Source organism: Sphingopyxis sp. 550A (assembly GCF_053569535.1).
The window spans coordinates 335,988-351,137 of sequence record NZ_CM131615.1 but is presented as its reverse complement, the minus strand read 5'-3'; the positions used below and the strand labels follow the sequence as shown (position 1 = coordinate 351,137).

Below are 15,150 nucleotides of genomic sequence, written 5' to 3'. Positions count from 1 at the left end.
GATCAGGCTTCGTTGCCGGCTTCGGCATCCTCGGCGGCGCGCGCTTCGGCGGCGGCGGTGCGCTCGGCGCGCAGTTCCTCGAGCAGCGCCTCGCGGTCGCCTTCGAGACGGCTGTCCTCGGGCGCCTTGATTCCGGCTTTCTTCGCCGCCTTGGCGACGAGCGCGTCGAGTTCGCGCTGCGAGCAGAGGCCGAGGGTCACCGGATCCTTGGGAACGATGTTCGCACTGTTCCAGTGGCTGCGCTCGCGGATCGCGTTGATCGTGTTGCGCGTCGTGCCGATCAGCTTGCCGATCGCGCCGTCCGACACTTCGGGATGGTTCTTGAGGATCCAGGCGATGCCGTCGGGCTTGTCCTGGCGCTTGCTGACCGGCGTGTAGCGCGGCCCGCGGGTGCGGCGAATCGTATCCTGCCCCTGCACGCTCATCTTGAGCTTGTAGTCGGGATCCTTCTGGCCCTTTTCGATCTCGTCCATCGACAGCTCGTGCGCGCGCACCGGATCGCGGCCGGTATATTTGGTCGCCGCGGTCTCGTCGGCGATCGCCTGCACTTCCAATATGTGGATGCCGCAATATTCGGCGATCTGGGCAAAGGTGAGGCCGGTGTTGTCGACCAGCCAGGCGGCGGTCGCGTGCGGCATCAGCGGGGTCGGATTGGCATTGGCCATGGGCAATCTCCAAAAGCGGAAATAATAAGGGCCGCCCCTCGCGGGGCGGCCGGACATTGGCGGCGGCTATATGCCGGTTTGGCGGAGGGAGCAAGAGCGGGGTTTCGGAGTTTGTTTCGGGATGAAAGGGCGGCGGCGAGATCGATGGGCAGGAGCGGACATCCCCCTGCTTCGTCATTCCCGCGAAAGCGGGAACCCAGTGCGGGGTCAGCCGACGCACGCTCTGGGTTCCCGCTTTCGCGGGAATGACGAAAAAATGAGACGCAGAAGTCCAATCTCGACGCCGCGCGCCTTCACCCCACCGTCAGCACGATCTTCCCGACATGCTCGCCCGCCTGCATCCGCGCATGGGCAGCGGCGGCTTCGGCGAGAGGGAAGCCCTGGTCCATCGCGGGTTTCCAGCCGCCCTCGGCGAGGCGGGGCCACAGGGTGCGGTGGAGCTCGTCGGCGAGCAGCGCCTTGAACTCGGGGCTGCGCGCGCGCAGCGTCGATCCGGTCATCGTCAGCCGGCGGCGCATGAGCTGCGAAATGTCGACCTCGACTTTCGCGCCGCGCTGAAAGGCGATCGTCACATGGCGGCCATCCTCGGCAAGGCAGGCGAGGTTGCGCGGCAGATAGTCGCCGCCGACCATGTCGAGGACGACGTTGACGCCCTCGCCGCCGGTGAAGGCCTTGACCGCCTCGACATAATCCTCGGTCGCATAATCGACGGCAAGATCAGCGCCGAGCGCGCGCGCCGCGTCGCACTTCGCGGCGCTGCCGCAGGTGACGATCGTGCGGATGCCGAACAGCTTGCAAAGGCCGATCGCGGTCGTGCCGATACCGCTGGTGCCGCCGTGGATCAGCACGGTCTCACCCTCGCGAACATAGCCGCGCTCGAACAGATTGTGCCAGACGGTGAAGACGGTTTCGGGCAGCGCCGCGGCCTCCGCCATCGAAAAGCCCTTCGGCACCGGCAGACAGCTTCCCGCCGGCGCAGCGCAATATTCGGCATAGCCGCCGCCCGCGACCAACGCGCAGACCGCCTGGCCCAGCCATTCGGGATCGCCGCCCGGCCCGACCGCGACGACGGTGCCCGCGACCTCCAGCCCCGGCAGGTCCGACGCGCCTGGCGGCGGCGGATAAAAGCCCATGCGCTGCAGCACGTCGGGGCGGTTGACCCCTGCCGCCGCGACGCGGATCAGAAGCTCGCCCGGTCCCGGCCGCGGCACCGGCCGCGTTTCGGGGACGAGAACCTCCGGTCCGCCGGGCTCGCGAATCGCGATGGCGGTCATGGTTTCGGGCAGGCTGGTCACGCGCGTCATTCCCCCACTGGTCTTTTGGTCCCGCTGGCCGCCTTATTGACAGCAAGGGGAGTCGGGTCAACAGTCCGCGCGCTTTGCAAATCAGATGGATAGTGTGCAGGGACCAGCGAGAGAAAGGACGTGCCATGGACGATGACGACCTTCCCCGCCGCCGGGACGACGCGCTCGCCGCGCTGACCCGCCAGTCGCTCGACCCGCTGTCGGTCGCCGAACTCGATGAGCGCATCGTGGTGCTGGAAGCCGAGATCGCGCGCGTGAAGGCGCACAAGGCCGCCGCCGGGGGCTTCAAGGCGAACGCCGAGGCGCTGTTCCGGAAGGGGTGATTGGACCGTTGAGCGGACAGAAGTGGAAATCTCTCGGGAGTTTGGCGGCGCTCCATGCGGGCGGCATGCTTATCATGATCGGCCTCTACTTCCTCGGTGGGGAGTATGGACTGTCTGCCGCGCTACTATTCTGCCTTGGAGTCAGCCTCGTTGGTCTGAAAAGGAGTATAATTGACGCTAGAACGCATTTCGAAGCGATGCTGATTTTTGCCGGTTTTTACGTCACCATGCTGACGGCGACTCATTCTCTCGATCTGAGCAAGCTGCTCGGGCTGGGAAGTATAACTCTGCTGATCGTTTTACTCGGTCGGCGATATCGAGAGATATTGACCGGGCGTTGACGAAACAGGTCAGACCCCTCGTCCGAGAAGCCTGGCAGCTTGCTGCCTAATTGCAGTGGGTGGGGGCCATCGGCCTCGCGCAAGGCCGATGGCCCCCACCCCAACCCTCCCCTGAAGAGGAGGGGCTTTCAAGACCTCACGCCACCTTGGCGTAGCGCAGCAAATCGACCATCTTGAAATCGTCGCCTTTCTTCGACGGATCGACGGTCGGCAGGAACGGCTGCCATTCGGGGTCCTGCGCCAGATAGGAGCCCTTGTCGCCCTGGAGCAGCCCGAGGAAAACCTCGGTCACGATCCGCGCGCCTACGGGGCCGAGCCGTTCGCCATTCTCGACCGTCTGCGCCTCGCGCAATGTGTAGAACCAGAGCGGCGTGCGGTCGTCGAGCCCGTGGGGCTTGAGGTCGGCAAGGTCGCCCTTCGACAGCTCGGGCAGCTTCATCGCGCGGGCGACGCGCTGGCCCGAGGGGAGCGCGAAGGTCAGGTGGCGCAGCAGGTTGCGCTGCGCGAGCGAGGCCGGGCTGGTCTTGGGATCGGGGTTCGGTACCACCGAGCCCGGCAGGCGGAACAGCGCGGTCGACAGCGTCGTGTCGATCTTCTTGTTCGGCTTCACATTGCCGTCGGCGAAGTCGAAGAAGGTCGGCCAGTCGACGAAGCGCCGCGGCGCCCGGCAGCCACCCGACAGGTCGTCGGGATCGTCGGGGTCCGATGGGGTGGGCTTGAAGATCATCGCGAAGAAGGGATTGCCGCCGTCGCCGGTGAAGTTCGCCCGGTACGACGGGCGGATCTGGCTGTGCCCGAAGCGATAGGCGGCGACCGAGAATTCGACCGGAATATAGGGCTCGTTGTGCCAGCTGTAATATTTGCGGCCATTGGTCAGCACGTCGTCGACCACCGCGTCGCCGCAGGTCCGGCGCAGGAATTCATGAACGACCATCCATTGATAGTGCCAGCGCACGATCCGCTGCGCCTCGGCGAAAATCTCGTCCGAACCGGTCAGCTTGATCTTGGTCTTCACATAGTCGACGACCTCGTTGTGGAACTTCAGGAAAGCGACCTGAAGCTGGCTGATGATCAGATTTTCGTCGTCGCGCGGGTCGCCGATCAGTGCGACCTTCTGGCTGTTGCGCGGCAGGTCGAACTTGTTCGCGGTGCCGGTGGCCTCGAGCAGGAACTTGCCGCCCTTGCCGCCCTGCGTGTCGTAGAGATGCGGACTGCCGCCCGGTCCGGCGCCATAGACATTGTCGAGGCCGAGGCTGGGGGTGCGGAAATTGGCGATCTGTTCGGGGTCGACCTGCCGTTCGAGGCTGGAGGTCGGATCGAAGGTCATGTCGTGATCGAGGAACTGGCCGAGGAAGGTGAACCCCGCGGTCAGATTGGGATTGTCACTGTTCTTCGCCGACAGCGCCGGGTCGGTGATCAACTCGGCCGGACTCTTGGTCAGATTGTCCTTGGCATCCATGATGCCGCCGGGCTTGCCGATCTCCATCAGCGCGGCGCGGACGTCGGGGGTGTCGGCGGCAAAGGGCGGAAGCTCTCCGAACAGGCGGCCGAAGCGGCCGGCATCCGAATATTTCGAGCGCGGCGGAACGATGTCGCGCGGATATACGCCGTGACGAGGCATGGCAGTCTCTCCTGCTATTTTTTCTAACGATGTGCGATTGTCGGGAGGGCTTCGCCGTCGCGGGGACAGGCGTGCATCCGCTGTTCTGGCACGACACCAAGAGGGACAGGCTGCACGCTGCGGTCGCGGGGGCCAAGAAGATTGAGGGCTAATTTCCGGTTTACCTGCCCGGTTGCCGCAAAGGTGCGACAGGCCGTGCCTTTGGTGCACAGCCGTTCGCCATGCAGCAGCTTGCCAAGCGGCGCGAAGGGACCGAAAGGACGGCGATGGATTTCGACGACCAGCTCCGCCGCTATTTCGGCACCGCCGACCTCGCGGCAATCCACCCGGAAGCGCACGCCGCCGGGACCGAACGTATGCGCGTCGATTTCGGCCTCGAAACCAACCCCGGCCGCCGCTTCGCGCTGTGGGCGCTGATGTACATGCTCGGCGTCGCGCCCGACCTCGATGTCGCGTTCGAGGACGAGGGCGAACGCAACGTGGCGCGCGATTTCATGGATATGGCGGATCGCGCCGGGGAAGCCGAGGGCGGCTGACGACCGATAAGCAACACCCTTCGTCCTGCAACATCGTCATTCCCGCGAAAGCGGGAACCCAGAGTGTGCGTCGGCTGACCCCGCACTGGGTTCCCGCTTTCGCAGGAATGACGAAGGTTTAGAAACGACCGGCAATAACCGTCGCTCCGCCTTCGCGAAGGCAACGGTTTGCCTCCCCCAATTTCTCAACGCCCCGTTAACCATAGCGCAATCCTGTCATCGTAATTTCACATGTGCCTCCGCTTTTCCCTTGCGGCGGGGCGGCGGCGTCGCCACCTTGTGTTCAGCGGGCTCGCCTCTCCCCGGCTTGTCCCCAAGGAGATAAGCCCATGCCGTCCTTTTCGGAATCGCTCGAAAAGACCCTGCACAATGCGCTGAAGGCCGCGTCGGAGCGGCATCACGAATATGCGACGCTCGAGCATCTGCTCTATGCGCTGATCGACGACGAGCACGCCGCCGAAGTGATGCGCGCCTGCGGCGTCGCGACGGGCGACCTGCAATCGGCGGTCGTCCACTATCTCGACACCGAGCTCGACAGTTTGAAGGTCGAGGGGCACAGCGATCCCTCCCCCACCAGCGGCTTCCAGCGCGTCGTCCAGCGCGCGATCCTGCATGTTCAGTCGTCGGGCAAGGATGAGGTGACCGGCGCCAACGTCCTCGTCGCGCTCTTCTCCGAACGTGAAAGCTATGCAGTCTATTTCCTGCAACAGCAGGATCTGACACGGCTCGACGCGGTTTCCTATCTCAGCCACGGCGTCGGCAAGGGCGGCAAGCCCTCGCCGCAGGCCGAACCCGAGGAAAAGGAAGAGACGAAGGACAAGAGCGAAGGCAAGTCCAAGAAGGAAACCGCGCTCGACCAGTTCACCGTCAACCTCAACGAAAAGGCGAAGACCGGCAAGGTCGACCCGCTGATCGGCCGCAGCGCCGAGGTCGACCGCACGATCCAGATTCTCTGCCGCCGCAGCAAGAACAACCCGCTCTATGTCGGCGATCCCGGCGTCGGCAAGACCGCGATCGCCGAAGGCCTCGCGCGCAAGATCGTCGAGGGCGACGTGCCCGAGGTGCTGCTGCCCGCGGTGATCTACTCACTCGACATGGGCGCACTGCTCGCGGGCACACGCTATCGCGGCGATTTCGAGGAGCGGCTGAAACAGGTCGTGACCGAGCTTGAGGGCCTGCCGCACGCGATCCTGTTCATCGACGAGATTCACACGGTGATCGGCGCCGGCGCCACCAGCGGCGGCGCGATGGACGCCTCGAACCTGCTCAAGCCCGCGCTGTCGGGCGGCGTCATCCGCTGCATCGGCTCGACGACGTACAAGGAGTTCCGCAATCACTTCGAAAAGGACCGCGCGCTGCTGCGCCGCTTCCAGAAAATCGACGTGATCGAACCGAGCATCGAGGACACGAAGAAGATCCTCGCTGGCCTCCGCGAAGCGTTCGAGAGCCACCACAATGTCAAATATACCGCCGACGCGATTAACGCGGCGGTCGAGCTGTCGTCGCGCTACATCAACGACCGCAAGCTCCCCGACAAGGCGATCGACGTGATCGACGAAGTCGGCGCGATGCAGATGCTCGTGCCCCCGTCGAAGCGCCGCAAAACGATCACTGCGAAGGAGATCGAGGCGGTGATCGCGACGATGGCGCGCATTCCGCCCAAATCGGTGTCGAGCGACGACAAGAAGGTGCTCGAAACGCTCGAAACCGACCTCAAGCGCGTCGTCTTTGGCCAGAACACCGCGATCGAGGTGCTGTCGTCGGCGATCAAGCTGAGCCGCGCGGGTCTGCGCGATCCCGAAAAGCCGATCGGCAATTACCTGTTCAGCGGCCCGACCGGCGTCGGCAAGACCGAGGTCGCCAAGCAACTGGCGTCGATCATGGGCATTCCGCTCCAGCGCTTCGACATGAGCGAATATATGGAGCGTCATTCGGTGAGCCGCCTGATCGGCGCGCCGCCGGGCTATGTCGGATATGATCAGGGCGGCCTGCTCACCGATGCGATCGACCAGAATCCGCACTGCGTGCTGCTGCTCGACGAGATCGAGAAGGCGCACCCCGACCTGTTCAACATCCTGCTGCAGGTGATGGACAACGGCCGCCTGACCGACCACCACGGCAAGACGGTCGATTTCCGCAACGTCATCCTGATCATGACGACCAATGCGGGCGCGAGCGACATGACACGCGAATCGATCGGCTTCGGCACCGTGACCCGCGAGGATGTGCAGGAAGAGGCGGTGAAGCGCATGTTCACCCCCGAATTCCGCAACCGCCTCGATGCGATCGTGCCCTTCGGCTATCTGCCGCCCGAGGTCGTGGCGCGCGTCGTCGACAAGTTCATCCTGCAGCTCGAACTGCAGCTTGCCGACCGCAACGTCCACATCCAGCTCGACGAGGCGGCGCGCGAATGGCTGACCGCCAAGGGCTATGACAAGCTCTATGGCGCGCGCCCGATGGGCCGCCTGATCCAGGAGAAGATCAAGCAGCCGCTTGCCGAGGAACTCCTCTTCGGCAAGCTCGTCCATGGCGGCGAGGTCAAGGTGAAGATGAAGACCGGCGAGGATGCCCATGTCGGCAACCCGCTGACCTTCGAAATCGTCCCCGCACCGCCCAAGGCGAGCAAGGGCAAGGCGAAGGGCAAGGCCGAGAAGGCGGCGGAGTGAGGCCGGGTTGAAAATCTTGGGCGGCGATGTTATGACGATCGTATGAACACGCCGCTCAAGATCACCAAGGTCGGCAACAGCGCCGCCGTCATCCTGCCGAAGGAACTGCTGGCGCGGTTGCGTGTGTCGCTGGGCGATATCCTTTATGCAACGGAATCGCCGGACGGTATCCGGTTGACGGCAGCCGACCCGGATTTCGCTGCGAAGATGGAGATGGCGGAAGCGATCATGCGGGAAGATCGCGATATCTTGCGCGTTCTCGCCAAGTGAGCATTAGCAATCGGGTCGAGCCCGCTTGGCTGGGCATCGATCTTGCGTTGGCAATCCACGACAGGCAACTCGCCGAACATGGTGGGATTGCAGGTGTGCGGGATTCCGGGATGCTGGAATCGGCGCTGGCGCGACCCGTAAATCGATGGGCCTATGGCGAGGACGATCGGACGCAACTAGCTGCTGCCTATGCGTTCGGAATAGCTCGGAACCATCCGTTCAGCGATGGAAACAAAAGAACGGCGTGGGTGCTCGCGCGCTTGTTCCTCGGTTTCAACGGGCATCGGCTTCGCTTCGGTCCGCAGGATGCCATCGCAACCATGCAGGCTCTCGCCGCTGGACATCTAAGAGAAGAGACATTGGCCAAGTGGTTCCGTGACCATCTCGAAAATGGCTGACGCTGCGCCCCCTCGCCTTTTCAGCCATCCGCGCCTATATTGCCTCCATGTACAACTACATCTCCGTAACCGCCGACGAAGCGGCCACTCCTGCCCGCGTCCGCGACGGCACGATCAAGCTGCACGATGCGGCCGGCTTTGCCGGAATGCGGCGGGCTGGACAGCTTGCGGCCGAAATTCTCGACGCACTCGTCCCCTTCGTCCAGCCCGGCGTGACCACGGCACAGATCGACGATCTCGTCCGCGAAATGACGCTCAAGGGCGGCGGCATTCCCGCGACGCTCGGCTATCGTGGCTATACGCATAGCTGCTGCACCAGCATCAACCATGTCGTGTGCCATGGCATCCCCGACGACAAGCCGCTGCGCGAAGGCGACATTATCAACGTCGATGTCACCCCGATGGTCGACGGCTGGCACGGCGATTCGAGCCGCATGTATCTGCTCGGCGACGTCGGCGTGAAGGCGCGGCGGCTGGTCGACGTGACCTATGAATGCCTGATGCTCGGCATCGAGCAGGCGAAACCCGGCAACACGATGGGCGACGTCGCGCACGCGATCCAGAGCCATGCCGAGCGCCACCGCTATTCGGTGGTGCGCGATTTCTGCGGCCACGGCGTCGGGCAGATGTTCCACGACGCGCCCGAGGTCGTCCACGCCGGGCGCCCCGGCACCGGACCGGAACTTCGCCCCGGCATGTTCTTCACGATCGAGCCGATGATCAACACCGGCAAATATGCGGTGAAGATGCTCGCCGACGGCTGGACCGCGGTAACCCGCGACCGCTCGCTCTCGGCGCAGTTCGAGCACAGCATCGGGATCACCGAGGCCGGCTGCGAAATCTTCACCGCCAGCCCCACGGGCCTGAACGCGCCGCCCTGGCAGTAGGAAGGGACTTAGTTCACGCGGAGACGCGGAGATCGGGTTCCATCACGAAACGTTCGTGCTGAGCTTGTCGAAGCACCGTTCTTCTTGCGGCACCAAAAGAAAGAACGGCCCTTCGACAAGCTCAGGGCGAACGGCTTTTTGTTTTCTCCGCGCCTCCGCGTCTCCGCGTCTCCGCGTGAACCAAAATCCTCTATAGTCCTCCGCGCGCTCTGCGCCCTCCGCGCGAAATCTTCTTGCACCACGCCCCCTTCCGGCGCAGACTTGACGTTAACGTCAAGCATAGACGGGAGAGGGACATGGCGAAGACGGTCTTTTCGGCGGCGCTGCTAGGTTGCGCGGCCTTGGCACTGGCGGCGTGCAACGCATCGAAGAACGACAGCATTTCGGGCGGCGGCGCGCTCGACGATGCCGAGAAGGCGAGCGAGGCGCTGCTCAAGACCGGCGGCAACGGCGATAATTGGGCGGGCATCGGCTACAGCTACGACGAACAGCGCTTCAGCCCGCTGACCGATATCAACGACAAGAATGTCGGCCAGCTCGGCATCGCCTGGTTCGCCGACCTCGACGATGCGCGCGGGCAGGAAGCGACCCCGGTCGTCGTCGACGGGGTGCTTTATGTCAGCCATGCCTGGTCGAAGGTCGACGCCTGGGACGCGGCGACCGGCAAGAAGCTCTGGAGCTTCGACCCCAAGGTTCCCGGCGACCGCGCGGTTTCGGCCTGCTGCGACGTCGTCAACCGCGGCGTCGCGGTCTGGGGCGACAAGCTGTTCGTCGGCACGCTCGACGGCCGCCTGATCGCGCTCGACCGCAAGACCGGCAAGGAGCTGTGGTCGACGCAGACCTTCGACACCTCGAAGCCCTATACGATCACCGGCGCGCCGCGTGTCGTGAAGGACATGGTGCTGATCGGCAACGGCGGCGCCGAGTTCGGGGTACGCGGATACGTCACCGCTTACGACGCCGACACCGGCAAGGAACGCTGGCGCTTCTACACCGCACCCAACCCGACCAAGGCAAAAGATGGCGCCGCGAGCGACGACATCTTCGCATCGAAGGGCAACGCCACCTGGTCCGACAAGGGCGAGTGGAAGGTGTCGGGCGGCGGCGGCACGGTGTGGGACGCGATCGTCTACGACAAGGATCTCGACCAGATCTACCTCGGTGTCGGCAACGGCAACCCATGGAACCATGGCGAGCGCTCGAACGGCGAGGGCGACAACTGGTTCCTGTCGTCGGTCGTCGCGCTCGACGCGACCACCGGCAAGTACAAGTGGCATTATCAGGAAACGCCCGGCGAGAGCTGGGATTATACCGCGACCCAGCCGATCATCCTCGCCGAACAGCAGGTGGACGGCAAGCCGACCAAGGTGCTCTACCACGCACCGAAGAACGGCTTCTTCTTCACCATCGACCGCACGACCGGCAAGCTGATCGACGCCAAGCCCTATGTCGACGGGATCAACTGGGCGACCGGATACGACATGACGACCGGCCGCCCGATTGAGAACCCCGAGGCCCGCTTCTACAAGACCGGCAAGCCCTTCATCGCCATCCCCGGCGCGCTCGGCGCGCACAACTGGCACCCGATGAGCTACAACCCCGCGACCGGGCTCGTCTACATCCCGGCGCAGCAGATTCCGCAGGGCTATCTCCAGGACATGGACGAGCTCGACAAACGCAAGGTGCTGGGGTTCAACGTCGGCACCTCGCTCAACAAGACGATGCTTCCCGACGATGCCAAGGCGTTCCGCGCCGCGGTCGCCGCGACGACCGGACGCCTCGTCGCTTTCGATCCGCGCACCGGCAAGGTCGCATGGGGCGTCGACTATCCCGCCGCGTGGAATGGCGGGACGATGACGACCGCGGGCAACCTCGTCTTCCAGGGCACGAGCACCGGCCGCTTCCGCGCTTATGCCGCCGATACCGGCAAGCAGCTTCTCGACCTCGACATGCAGTCGGGGATCGTCAGCGCGCCCTCGACCTTCCGCGTCGGCGGGGTGCAATATGTCGCCTTCCAGACCGGCAAGGGCGGCGCCTTCCCGCTCGTCGCGGGGGTCGCGGGGGGCGCGACGCGCAAGCTTCCCAATCTGCCGCGCCTTGTCGTGCTCAAGCTCGGCGGCACGGTGAAGCTCCCGGCGCCGCCCGCGACGACCGCGCTCGCGTGGAACCCGCCGCCGCAGTTCGGCACGCCCGAACAGGTCGCGTCGGGCAAGGCGCATTTCGGACGCTACTGCCAAGTCTGTCACGGCGACAGCGCGATCGGCAACGGCTTCACGCCGGACCTCCGCGTTTCGGGCACCCTCACCAACGCCGATGCCTGGAAGAGCGTGATCCTCGACGGCGCTCTCAAGGATCGCGGCATGGTCAGCTTCGCGCGCGTCCTCACCCCCGCCGACGCCGAGGCCATCCGCGCCTATGTCATCGATCGTTCGAACTGGACCAAAGCCAACCTTCCCGACGCATCGGCGCCGGTCGGGCGGTAAATAGTCTCGCCAAAGGCTAGGGTGGCGTCGGCGACGACTCCACCCACAGCTTGCCGTCGGGGTATGAAATTATAACTTTCCGCCCGAGGAGAAAGGGGGCTCCAATCAAGCCATCGGCCGCTTCGGCGGAGTGTCCTGACACCTGCTCTGAAACAGCTATCAATTGAGACGGCGCCGACTGCCCGCCCAATTCGATATCGGCGTGGCCGGACCGCACCCTGCCTTCGCCGCCCGCACCCACCGCATTCGCGTCGGCATCGATGGCGATTCCGGCGCGCTCGGCCAGCGACGGGCTGACGAAGGAAGCCGTCGCGGCCGTATCCAGTTCCATTTCGACGGGTCCGTACCCGTTCACTTTCGCACGAACCCGGATCATGGGACTCTTCGGCTCGACGGTGAAGGCGATCGCACGGGTTTCGGCACCTGCTTCGGCGTCGAAATCGATCAGCCGCGCCCCATAGTCGATCGAAAAGCGATGCGTCCGCAAAAACTCATATCCGACGACTCCATCGATCCGCCGGCCGATCGACGCGCTCAGCTTGTCGATGAATTTGCTCGCGGCGACGGGTGGATCAGCAAGGGAAACCGATCCCAAGGAAAAGGACGCGATATGCACGCGCTGCAACTCGATGGCGTCAGGACCGAACGCTCCCGATTCCTCGAGTTTGAATGACATGTCCCGTGGCAGTGCCAGCTCTTGCGCCAGCGCGTCGCTGAGGAACAATGCGTAAGGAGGCATTGCGCCCGTATCGACCACTATAGTGATGGGGCGATCGCCTTCGATCCGGCCGGTCACAAGGACGAGAGGCGCATCGGGGTCGAGAAACTCGAACGAAATAGCGTCAAGCATATCCCATCGTGTGGCCGGACGCAGGGCAGGTCAAGCGAAGGCATTGCCTGAAAAATAGGCACCCCGCTTGATGGAATGCTCAATCGTTGAGCACGCCCGCCTTTCCCCACCGCAAATCTCCGCGAAAGCCCGCGATTCGGCAATTGGCACGGGTCTTGATTGGTGCAAGATGGCGGGACACCGCACCGACTCGACCGGCCAAACCGGACCAGGCGCGCCTGATCCGGCTTTGACTGCGAGCGGCGGCGGCCAGTCCAAAGGGGATCAGACGCGTGAAGAAGATTGAGGCGATCATCAAACCGTTCAAGCTCGACGAAGTGAAGGAAGCGCTGCACGAGGTCGGCGTCAGCGGCATCACCGTGACCGAGGCGAAGGGCTTCGGCCGCCAGAAGGGCCATACCGAACTCTATCGCGGCGCCGAATATGTCGTCGACTTCCTGCCCAAGGTGAAGCTGGAGGTGATCGTCGAGGATTCGCTGGCCGAGCGCGTCGTCGAGGCGATCGCCGCCGCCGCGCAAACCGGCCGCATCGGCGACGGCAAGATTTTCGTGATCCCGGTCGAAACCGCACTCCGCATCCGCACCGGCGAACGCAACGAGGACGCCCTTTAAGGCATCCGCGCTCCATCCCGTTCAACCAGACCCCGGCGCGAGCCGGTCATCATCGCAAGAAGGAAGCATAGACGATGGCTACGAAGCCCAAGGATATCATCGCGCGGATCAAGGAAAACGACATCGAATGGGTCGACCTGCGCTTCACCGACCCCAAGGGCAAATGGCAGCACCTGACCATGTGCGCCGGCGTGATCGATGAGGATGCGCTCGAGGACGGGCTGATGTTCGACGGCTCGTCGATCGAGGGCTGGAAGGCGATCAACGAGAGCGACATGATTTTGATGCCCGATCTCGACGCCGTCTATGACGATCCTTTCTCGGCGACCCCGATGATCGTGATCTTCTGCGACATCGTCGAGCCCTCGACCGGCGAAGGCTATGCCCGCGACCCGCGCACTACCGCGAAGCGCGCCGAGGCCTATGTCGCCTCGACCGGCATCGGCGACACCGTCTATGTCGGCCCCGAGGCCGAATTCTTCATGTTCGACGATGTCCGCTTCGAAACCGGTTACAACAAGTCGGGCTTCGAGATCGACGACATCGAGCTGCCGACCAACACCGGCCGCGCCTATGAGGGCGGCAACCTCGCCCACCGTCCGCGCGCCAAGGGCGGCTATTTCCCCGTCGCGCCGGTCGACAGCGCGGTCGACATCCGCGCCGAGATGGTCTCGACGATGCTCGAACTCGGCCTGCCGTGCGACAAACATCATCATGAAGTCGCCGCCGCGCAGCACGAGCTCGGCCTGACCTTCGGCACGCTGACCCAGACCGCCGACCGGATGCAGATCTATAAATATGTCGTGCACCAGGTCGCGCATGCCTATGGCAAGACCGCAACCTTCATGCCGAAGCCGATCAAGGACGATAACGGCTCGGGCATGCACACCCACATCTCGATCTGGGAAAAGGGCAAGCCGCTCTTCGCGGGCAACGGCTATGCCGGGCTTTCGGATATGTGCCTCTATTTCATCGGCGGCGTCATCAAGCACGCCAAGGCGCTGAACGCCTTCACCAACCCGACGACGAACAGCTACAAGCGCCTTGTCCCCGGCTTCGAGGCGCCGGTGCTGCTCGCCTATTCGTCGCGCAACCGCTCGGCCTCGTGCCGCATCCCTTACGGGGCGGGCGCCAAGGCGAAGCGCGTCGAGTTCCGCTTCCCCGACGCGATGGCGAACCCCTATCTCTGCTATTCGGCGCTGCTGATGGCGGGGCTCGACGGCATCCAGAACAAGATCCATCCCGGCGACGCGATGGACAAGAATCTCTACGATCTGCCGCCCGAGGAACTGGCTGAAGTGCCGACCGTCTGCGGCTCGCTTCGCGAAGCGCTCGACAGCCTGCTCGCCGACCACGACTTCCTGCTCAAGGGCGACGTCTTCTCAAAGGACCAGATCGAAGCCTATGTCGAGCTCAAATGGGCCGAAGTCTATAATTTCGAACAGACGCCGAGCCCGGTCGAATTCGACATGTATTACAGCGCCTGATCCGCAGCGATCAGACCGCGCGGGGCGTCCGGTTCGGGGGAACCGGGCGCCCCATTTTTGTTTGAACCGATCGCCCCGCCGCCTGCCGCCTCACTTACGCTTTGGTAAGCGGCTTGCGCTAGGATCGTCCGGCTTGCAGGGGAGCCGGGTCATGCCGCGTATTTCGATAGTTTTTGCCGCGCCGCTGCTTCTCGCCGGCTGCGGCGACGCCGTGCTGCTCGCCAACCAGACGAAGACCGTCGCGGCGCCGCGCGAAGCGGTGTTCGCAAAGATGTTCGGCGACGACGGCGCCTTTGCCGGCCTGCCGCTCGTCACCAACGGCGGCTCCGACCGGCTCTACGAACTGGTGGTCGAAAAGAGCGACCCGATGTGGAATCAGATCGCGCCGAAACAGCGCCCCGACGCCTATATGGTCAAGATCGCGGTCCAGATGGACATCCCGCGTGAGGCGCATATGATCTACAGCGTCGACGACGGCGCGCTCGCCACCGGCCTCAAGTTCAATTTCGAGGAACTCGCTCCCGACCGGACGCGCGTCACCTTCACCATCGACGAGTTGACCGGCGACGATACCGACGGGCTGGCGGTCAACACCGGCAAGCTGCGCGGCATCGCGCGCGACGCGCTCAGGAAACTCGACGCCTTCGACGCGGCGAAGGACGCCGTCTGACGCTCGCACGCTTGCGGCGCGGGCGCCGCGGCGGCACA

General features: G+C 64.2%; 15 protein-coding genes. 11 read left to right on the top strand and 4 right to left on the bottom strand.

What is annotated here, in order from left to right; translation table 11 throughout:
- Positions 1-2: 2 nt before the first annotated feature.
- Together ACVENA_RS01600 and ACVENA_RS01595 are read right to left on the bottom strand one after the other, a co-directional pair.
- Positions 3-638 carry a DUF1013 domain-containing protein gene (locus ACVENA_RS01600; RefSeq protein WP_257551242.1) on the bottom strand — a complete coding sequence of 212 codons (636 nt, stop codon included), beginning with the start codon at positions 636-638 and terminating at the stop codon, positions 3-5.
- 320 nt (positions 639-958) lie between these two features.
- Positions 959-1,969: an NAD(P)H-quinone oxidoreductase gene (locus tag ACVENA_RS01595; RefSeq protein WP_449327357.1), complete on the bottom strand. Its 1,011-nt coding sequence runs from the start codon at positions 1,967-1,969 to the stop codon at positions 959-961.
- A 125-nt stretch (positions 1,970-2,094) separates the two neighbouring features.
- Between ACVENA_RS01595 and ACVENA_RS01590 the strand changes: the two genes are divergently transcribed.
- Together ACVENA_RS01590 and ACVENA_RS01585 are read left to right on the top strand one after the other, a co-directional pair.
- The gene (locus ACVENA_RS01590; RefSeq protein ID WP_449327356.1) at positions 2,095-2,292 is read left to right on the top strand and encodes a DUF1192 domain-containing protein; all 198 of its coding nucleotides are present in this window, start codon (positions 2,095-2,097) and stop codon (positions 2,290-2,292) included.
- Between the two features lie 8 nt (positions 2,293-2,300).
- Positions 2,301-2,633 (top strand): hypothetical protein, encoded by a 333-nt coding sequence (locus tag ACVENA_RS01585; protein WP_449327355.1) that lies wholly within the window; start codon positions 2,301-2,303, stop codon positions 2,631-2,633.
- Between the two features lie 136 nt (positions 2,634-2,769).
- Here the strand turns inward: ACVENA_RS01585 and ACVENA_RS01580 are convergent, their stop codons facing one another.
- Entirely contained in the window at positions 2,770-4,254 is a 1,485-nt protein-coding gene (locus ACVENA_RS01580; RefSeq protein WP_449327354.1) for a peroxidase family protein, read from the bottom strand.
- 266 nt (positions 4,255-4,520) lie between these two features.
- On the opposite strand from ACVENA_RS01580, the gene ACVENA_RS01575 reads away from it, so the two are divergent.
- The 6 genes from ACVENA_RS01575 (at position 4,521) to ACVENA_RS01550 (ending at position 11,494) form a co-directional block, all read left to right on the top strand.
- Positions 4,521-4,790 (top strand): hypothetical protein, encoded by a 270-nt coding sequence (locus tag ACVENA_RS01575; protein ID WP_449327353.1) that lies wholly within the window; start codon positions 4,521-4,523, stop codon positions 4,788-4,790.
- Between the two features lie 329 nt (positions 4,791-5,119).
- Positions 5,120-7,456, top strand: a complete 2,337-nt coding sequence (gene clpA, locus ACVENA_RS01570; protein WP_449327352.1) for an ATP-dependent Clp protease ATP-binding subunit ClpA — start codon at positions 5,120-5,122, stop codon at positions 7,454-7,456.
- Positions 7,457-7,498: 42 nt separating this feature from the next.
- On the top strand, positions 7,499-7,726 hold the full coding sequence (locus ACVENA_RS01565; protein WP_449327351.1) for an AbrB/MazE/SpoVT family DNA-binding domain-containing protein: 228 nt from the start codon (positions 7,499-7,501) through the stop codon (positions 7,724-7,726).
- Between the two features lie 2 nt (positions 7,727-7,728).
- Positions 7,729-8,124, top strand: coding sequence for a type II toxin-antitoxin system death-on-curing family toxin (locus ACVENA_RS01560; RefSeq protein ID WP_449328880.1), 396 nt, complete (start codon positions 7,729-7,731; stop codon positions 8,122-8,124).
- 47 nt (positions 8,125-8,171) lie between these two features.
- Positions 8,172-9,011 carry a type I methionyl aminopeptidase gene (gene map / locus ACVENA_RS01555; RefSeq protein WP_449327350.1) on the top strand — a complete coding sequence of 280 codons (840 nt, stop codon included), beginning with the start codon at positions 8,172-8,174 and terminating at the stop codon, positions 9,009-9,011.
- A gap of 296 nt (positions 9,012-9,307) precedes the next feature.
- Entirely contained in the window at positions 9,308-11,494 is a 2,187-nt protein-coding gene (locus tag ACVENA_RS01550) for a PQQ-dependent dehydrogenase, methanol/ethanol family (protein ID WP_449327349.1), read from the top strand.
- A gap of 16 nt (positions 11,495-11,510) precedes the next feature.
- Here the strand turns inward: ACVENA_RS01550 and ACVENA_RS01545 are convergent, their stop codons facing one another.
- Positions 11,511-12,344, bottom strand: a complete 834-nt coding sequence (locus ACVENA_RS01545) for an aspartyl protease family protein (RefSeq protein WP_449327348.1) — start codon at positions 12,342-12,344, stop codon at positions 11,511-11,513.
- Positions 12,345-12,616: 272 nt separating this feature from the next.
- Here ACVENA_RS01545 and ACVENA_RS01540 point away from each other — a divergent pair, with 272 nt between their 5' ends.
- From ACVENA_RS01540 to ACVENA_RS01530, 3 genes are all read left to right on the top strand, one after another.
- Positions 12,617-12,955 carry a P-II family nitrogen regulator gene (locus tag ACVENA_RS01540; protein WP_237836378.1) on the top strand — a complete coding sequence of 113 codons (339 nt, stop codon included), beginning with the start codon at positions 12,617-12,619 and terminating at the stop codon, positions 12,953-12,955.
- Between the two features lie 74 nt (positions 12,956-13,029).
- The gene (gene glnA, locus ACVENA_RS01535; RefSeq protein ID WP_257547749.1) at positions 13,030-14,442 is read left to right on the top strand and encodes a type I glutamate--ammonia ligase; all 1,413 of its coding nucleotides are present in this window, start codon (positions 13,030-13,032) and stop codon (positions 14,440-14,442) included.
- Positions 14,443-14,593: 151 nt separating this feature from the next.
- Positions 14,594-15,112, top strand: coding sequence for a hypothetical protein (locus tag ACVENA_RS01530; RefSeq protein WP_449327347.1), 519 nt, complete (start codon positions 14,594-14,596; stop codon positions 15,110-15,112).
- Positions 15,113-15,150: the final 38 nt, after the last annotated feature.

Coding starts and splice junctions, on each gene's coding strand:
- ACVENA_RS01595 (WP_449327357.1), bottom strand. CDS start 1,969: ATGACGCGCGTGACCAGCCTGCCCGAAACCATGACCGCCATCGCGATT.
- ACVENA_RS01575 (WP_449327353.1), top strand. CDS start 4,521: ATGGATTTCGACGACCAGCTCCGCCGCTATTTCGGCACCGCCGACCTC.
- ACVENA_RS01600 (WP_257551242.1), bottom strand. CDS start 638: ATGCCGCACGCGACCGCCGCCTGGCTGGTCGACAACACCGGCCTCACC.
- glnA (WP_257547749.1), top strand. CDS start 13,030: ATGGCTACGAAGCCCAAGGATATCATCGCGCGGATCAAGGAAAACGAC.
- ACVENA_RS01565 (WP_449327351.1), top strand. CDS start 7,499: ATGAACACGCCGCTCAAGATCACCAAGGTCGGCAACAGCGCCGCCGTC.
- ACVENA_RS01590 (WP_449327356.1), top strand. CDS start 2,095: ATGGACGATGACGACCTTCCCCGCCGCCGGGACGACGCGCTCGCCGCG.
- clpA (WP_449327352.1), top strand. CDS start 5,120: ATGCCGTCCTTTTCGGAATCGCTCGAAAAGACCCTGCACAATGCGCTG.
- map (WP_449327350.1), top strand. CDS start 8,172: ATGTACAACTACATCTCCGTAACCGCCGACGAAGCGGCCACTCCTGCC.
- ACVENA_RS01530 (WP_449327347.1), top strand. CDS start 14,594: ATGCCGCGTATTTCGATAGTTTTTGCCGCGCCGCTGCTTCTCGCCGGC.
- ACVENA_RS01580 (WP_449327354.1), bottom strand. CDS start 4,254: ATGCCTCGTCACGGCGTATATCCGCGCGACATCGTTCCGCCGCGCTCG.
- ACVENA_RS01545 (WP_449327348.1), bottom strand. CDS start 12,344: ATGCTTGACGCTATTTCGTTCGAGTTTCTCGACCCCGATGCGCCTCTC.
- ACVENA_RS01550 (WP_449327349.1), top strand. CDS start 9,308: ATGGCGAAGACGGTCTTTTCGGCGGCGCTGCTAGGTTGCGCGGCCTTG.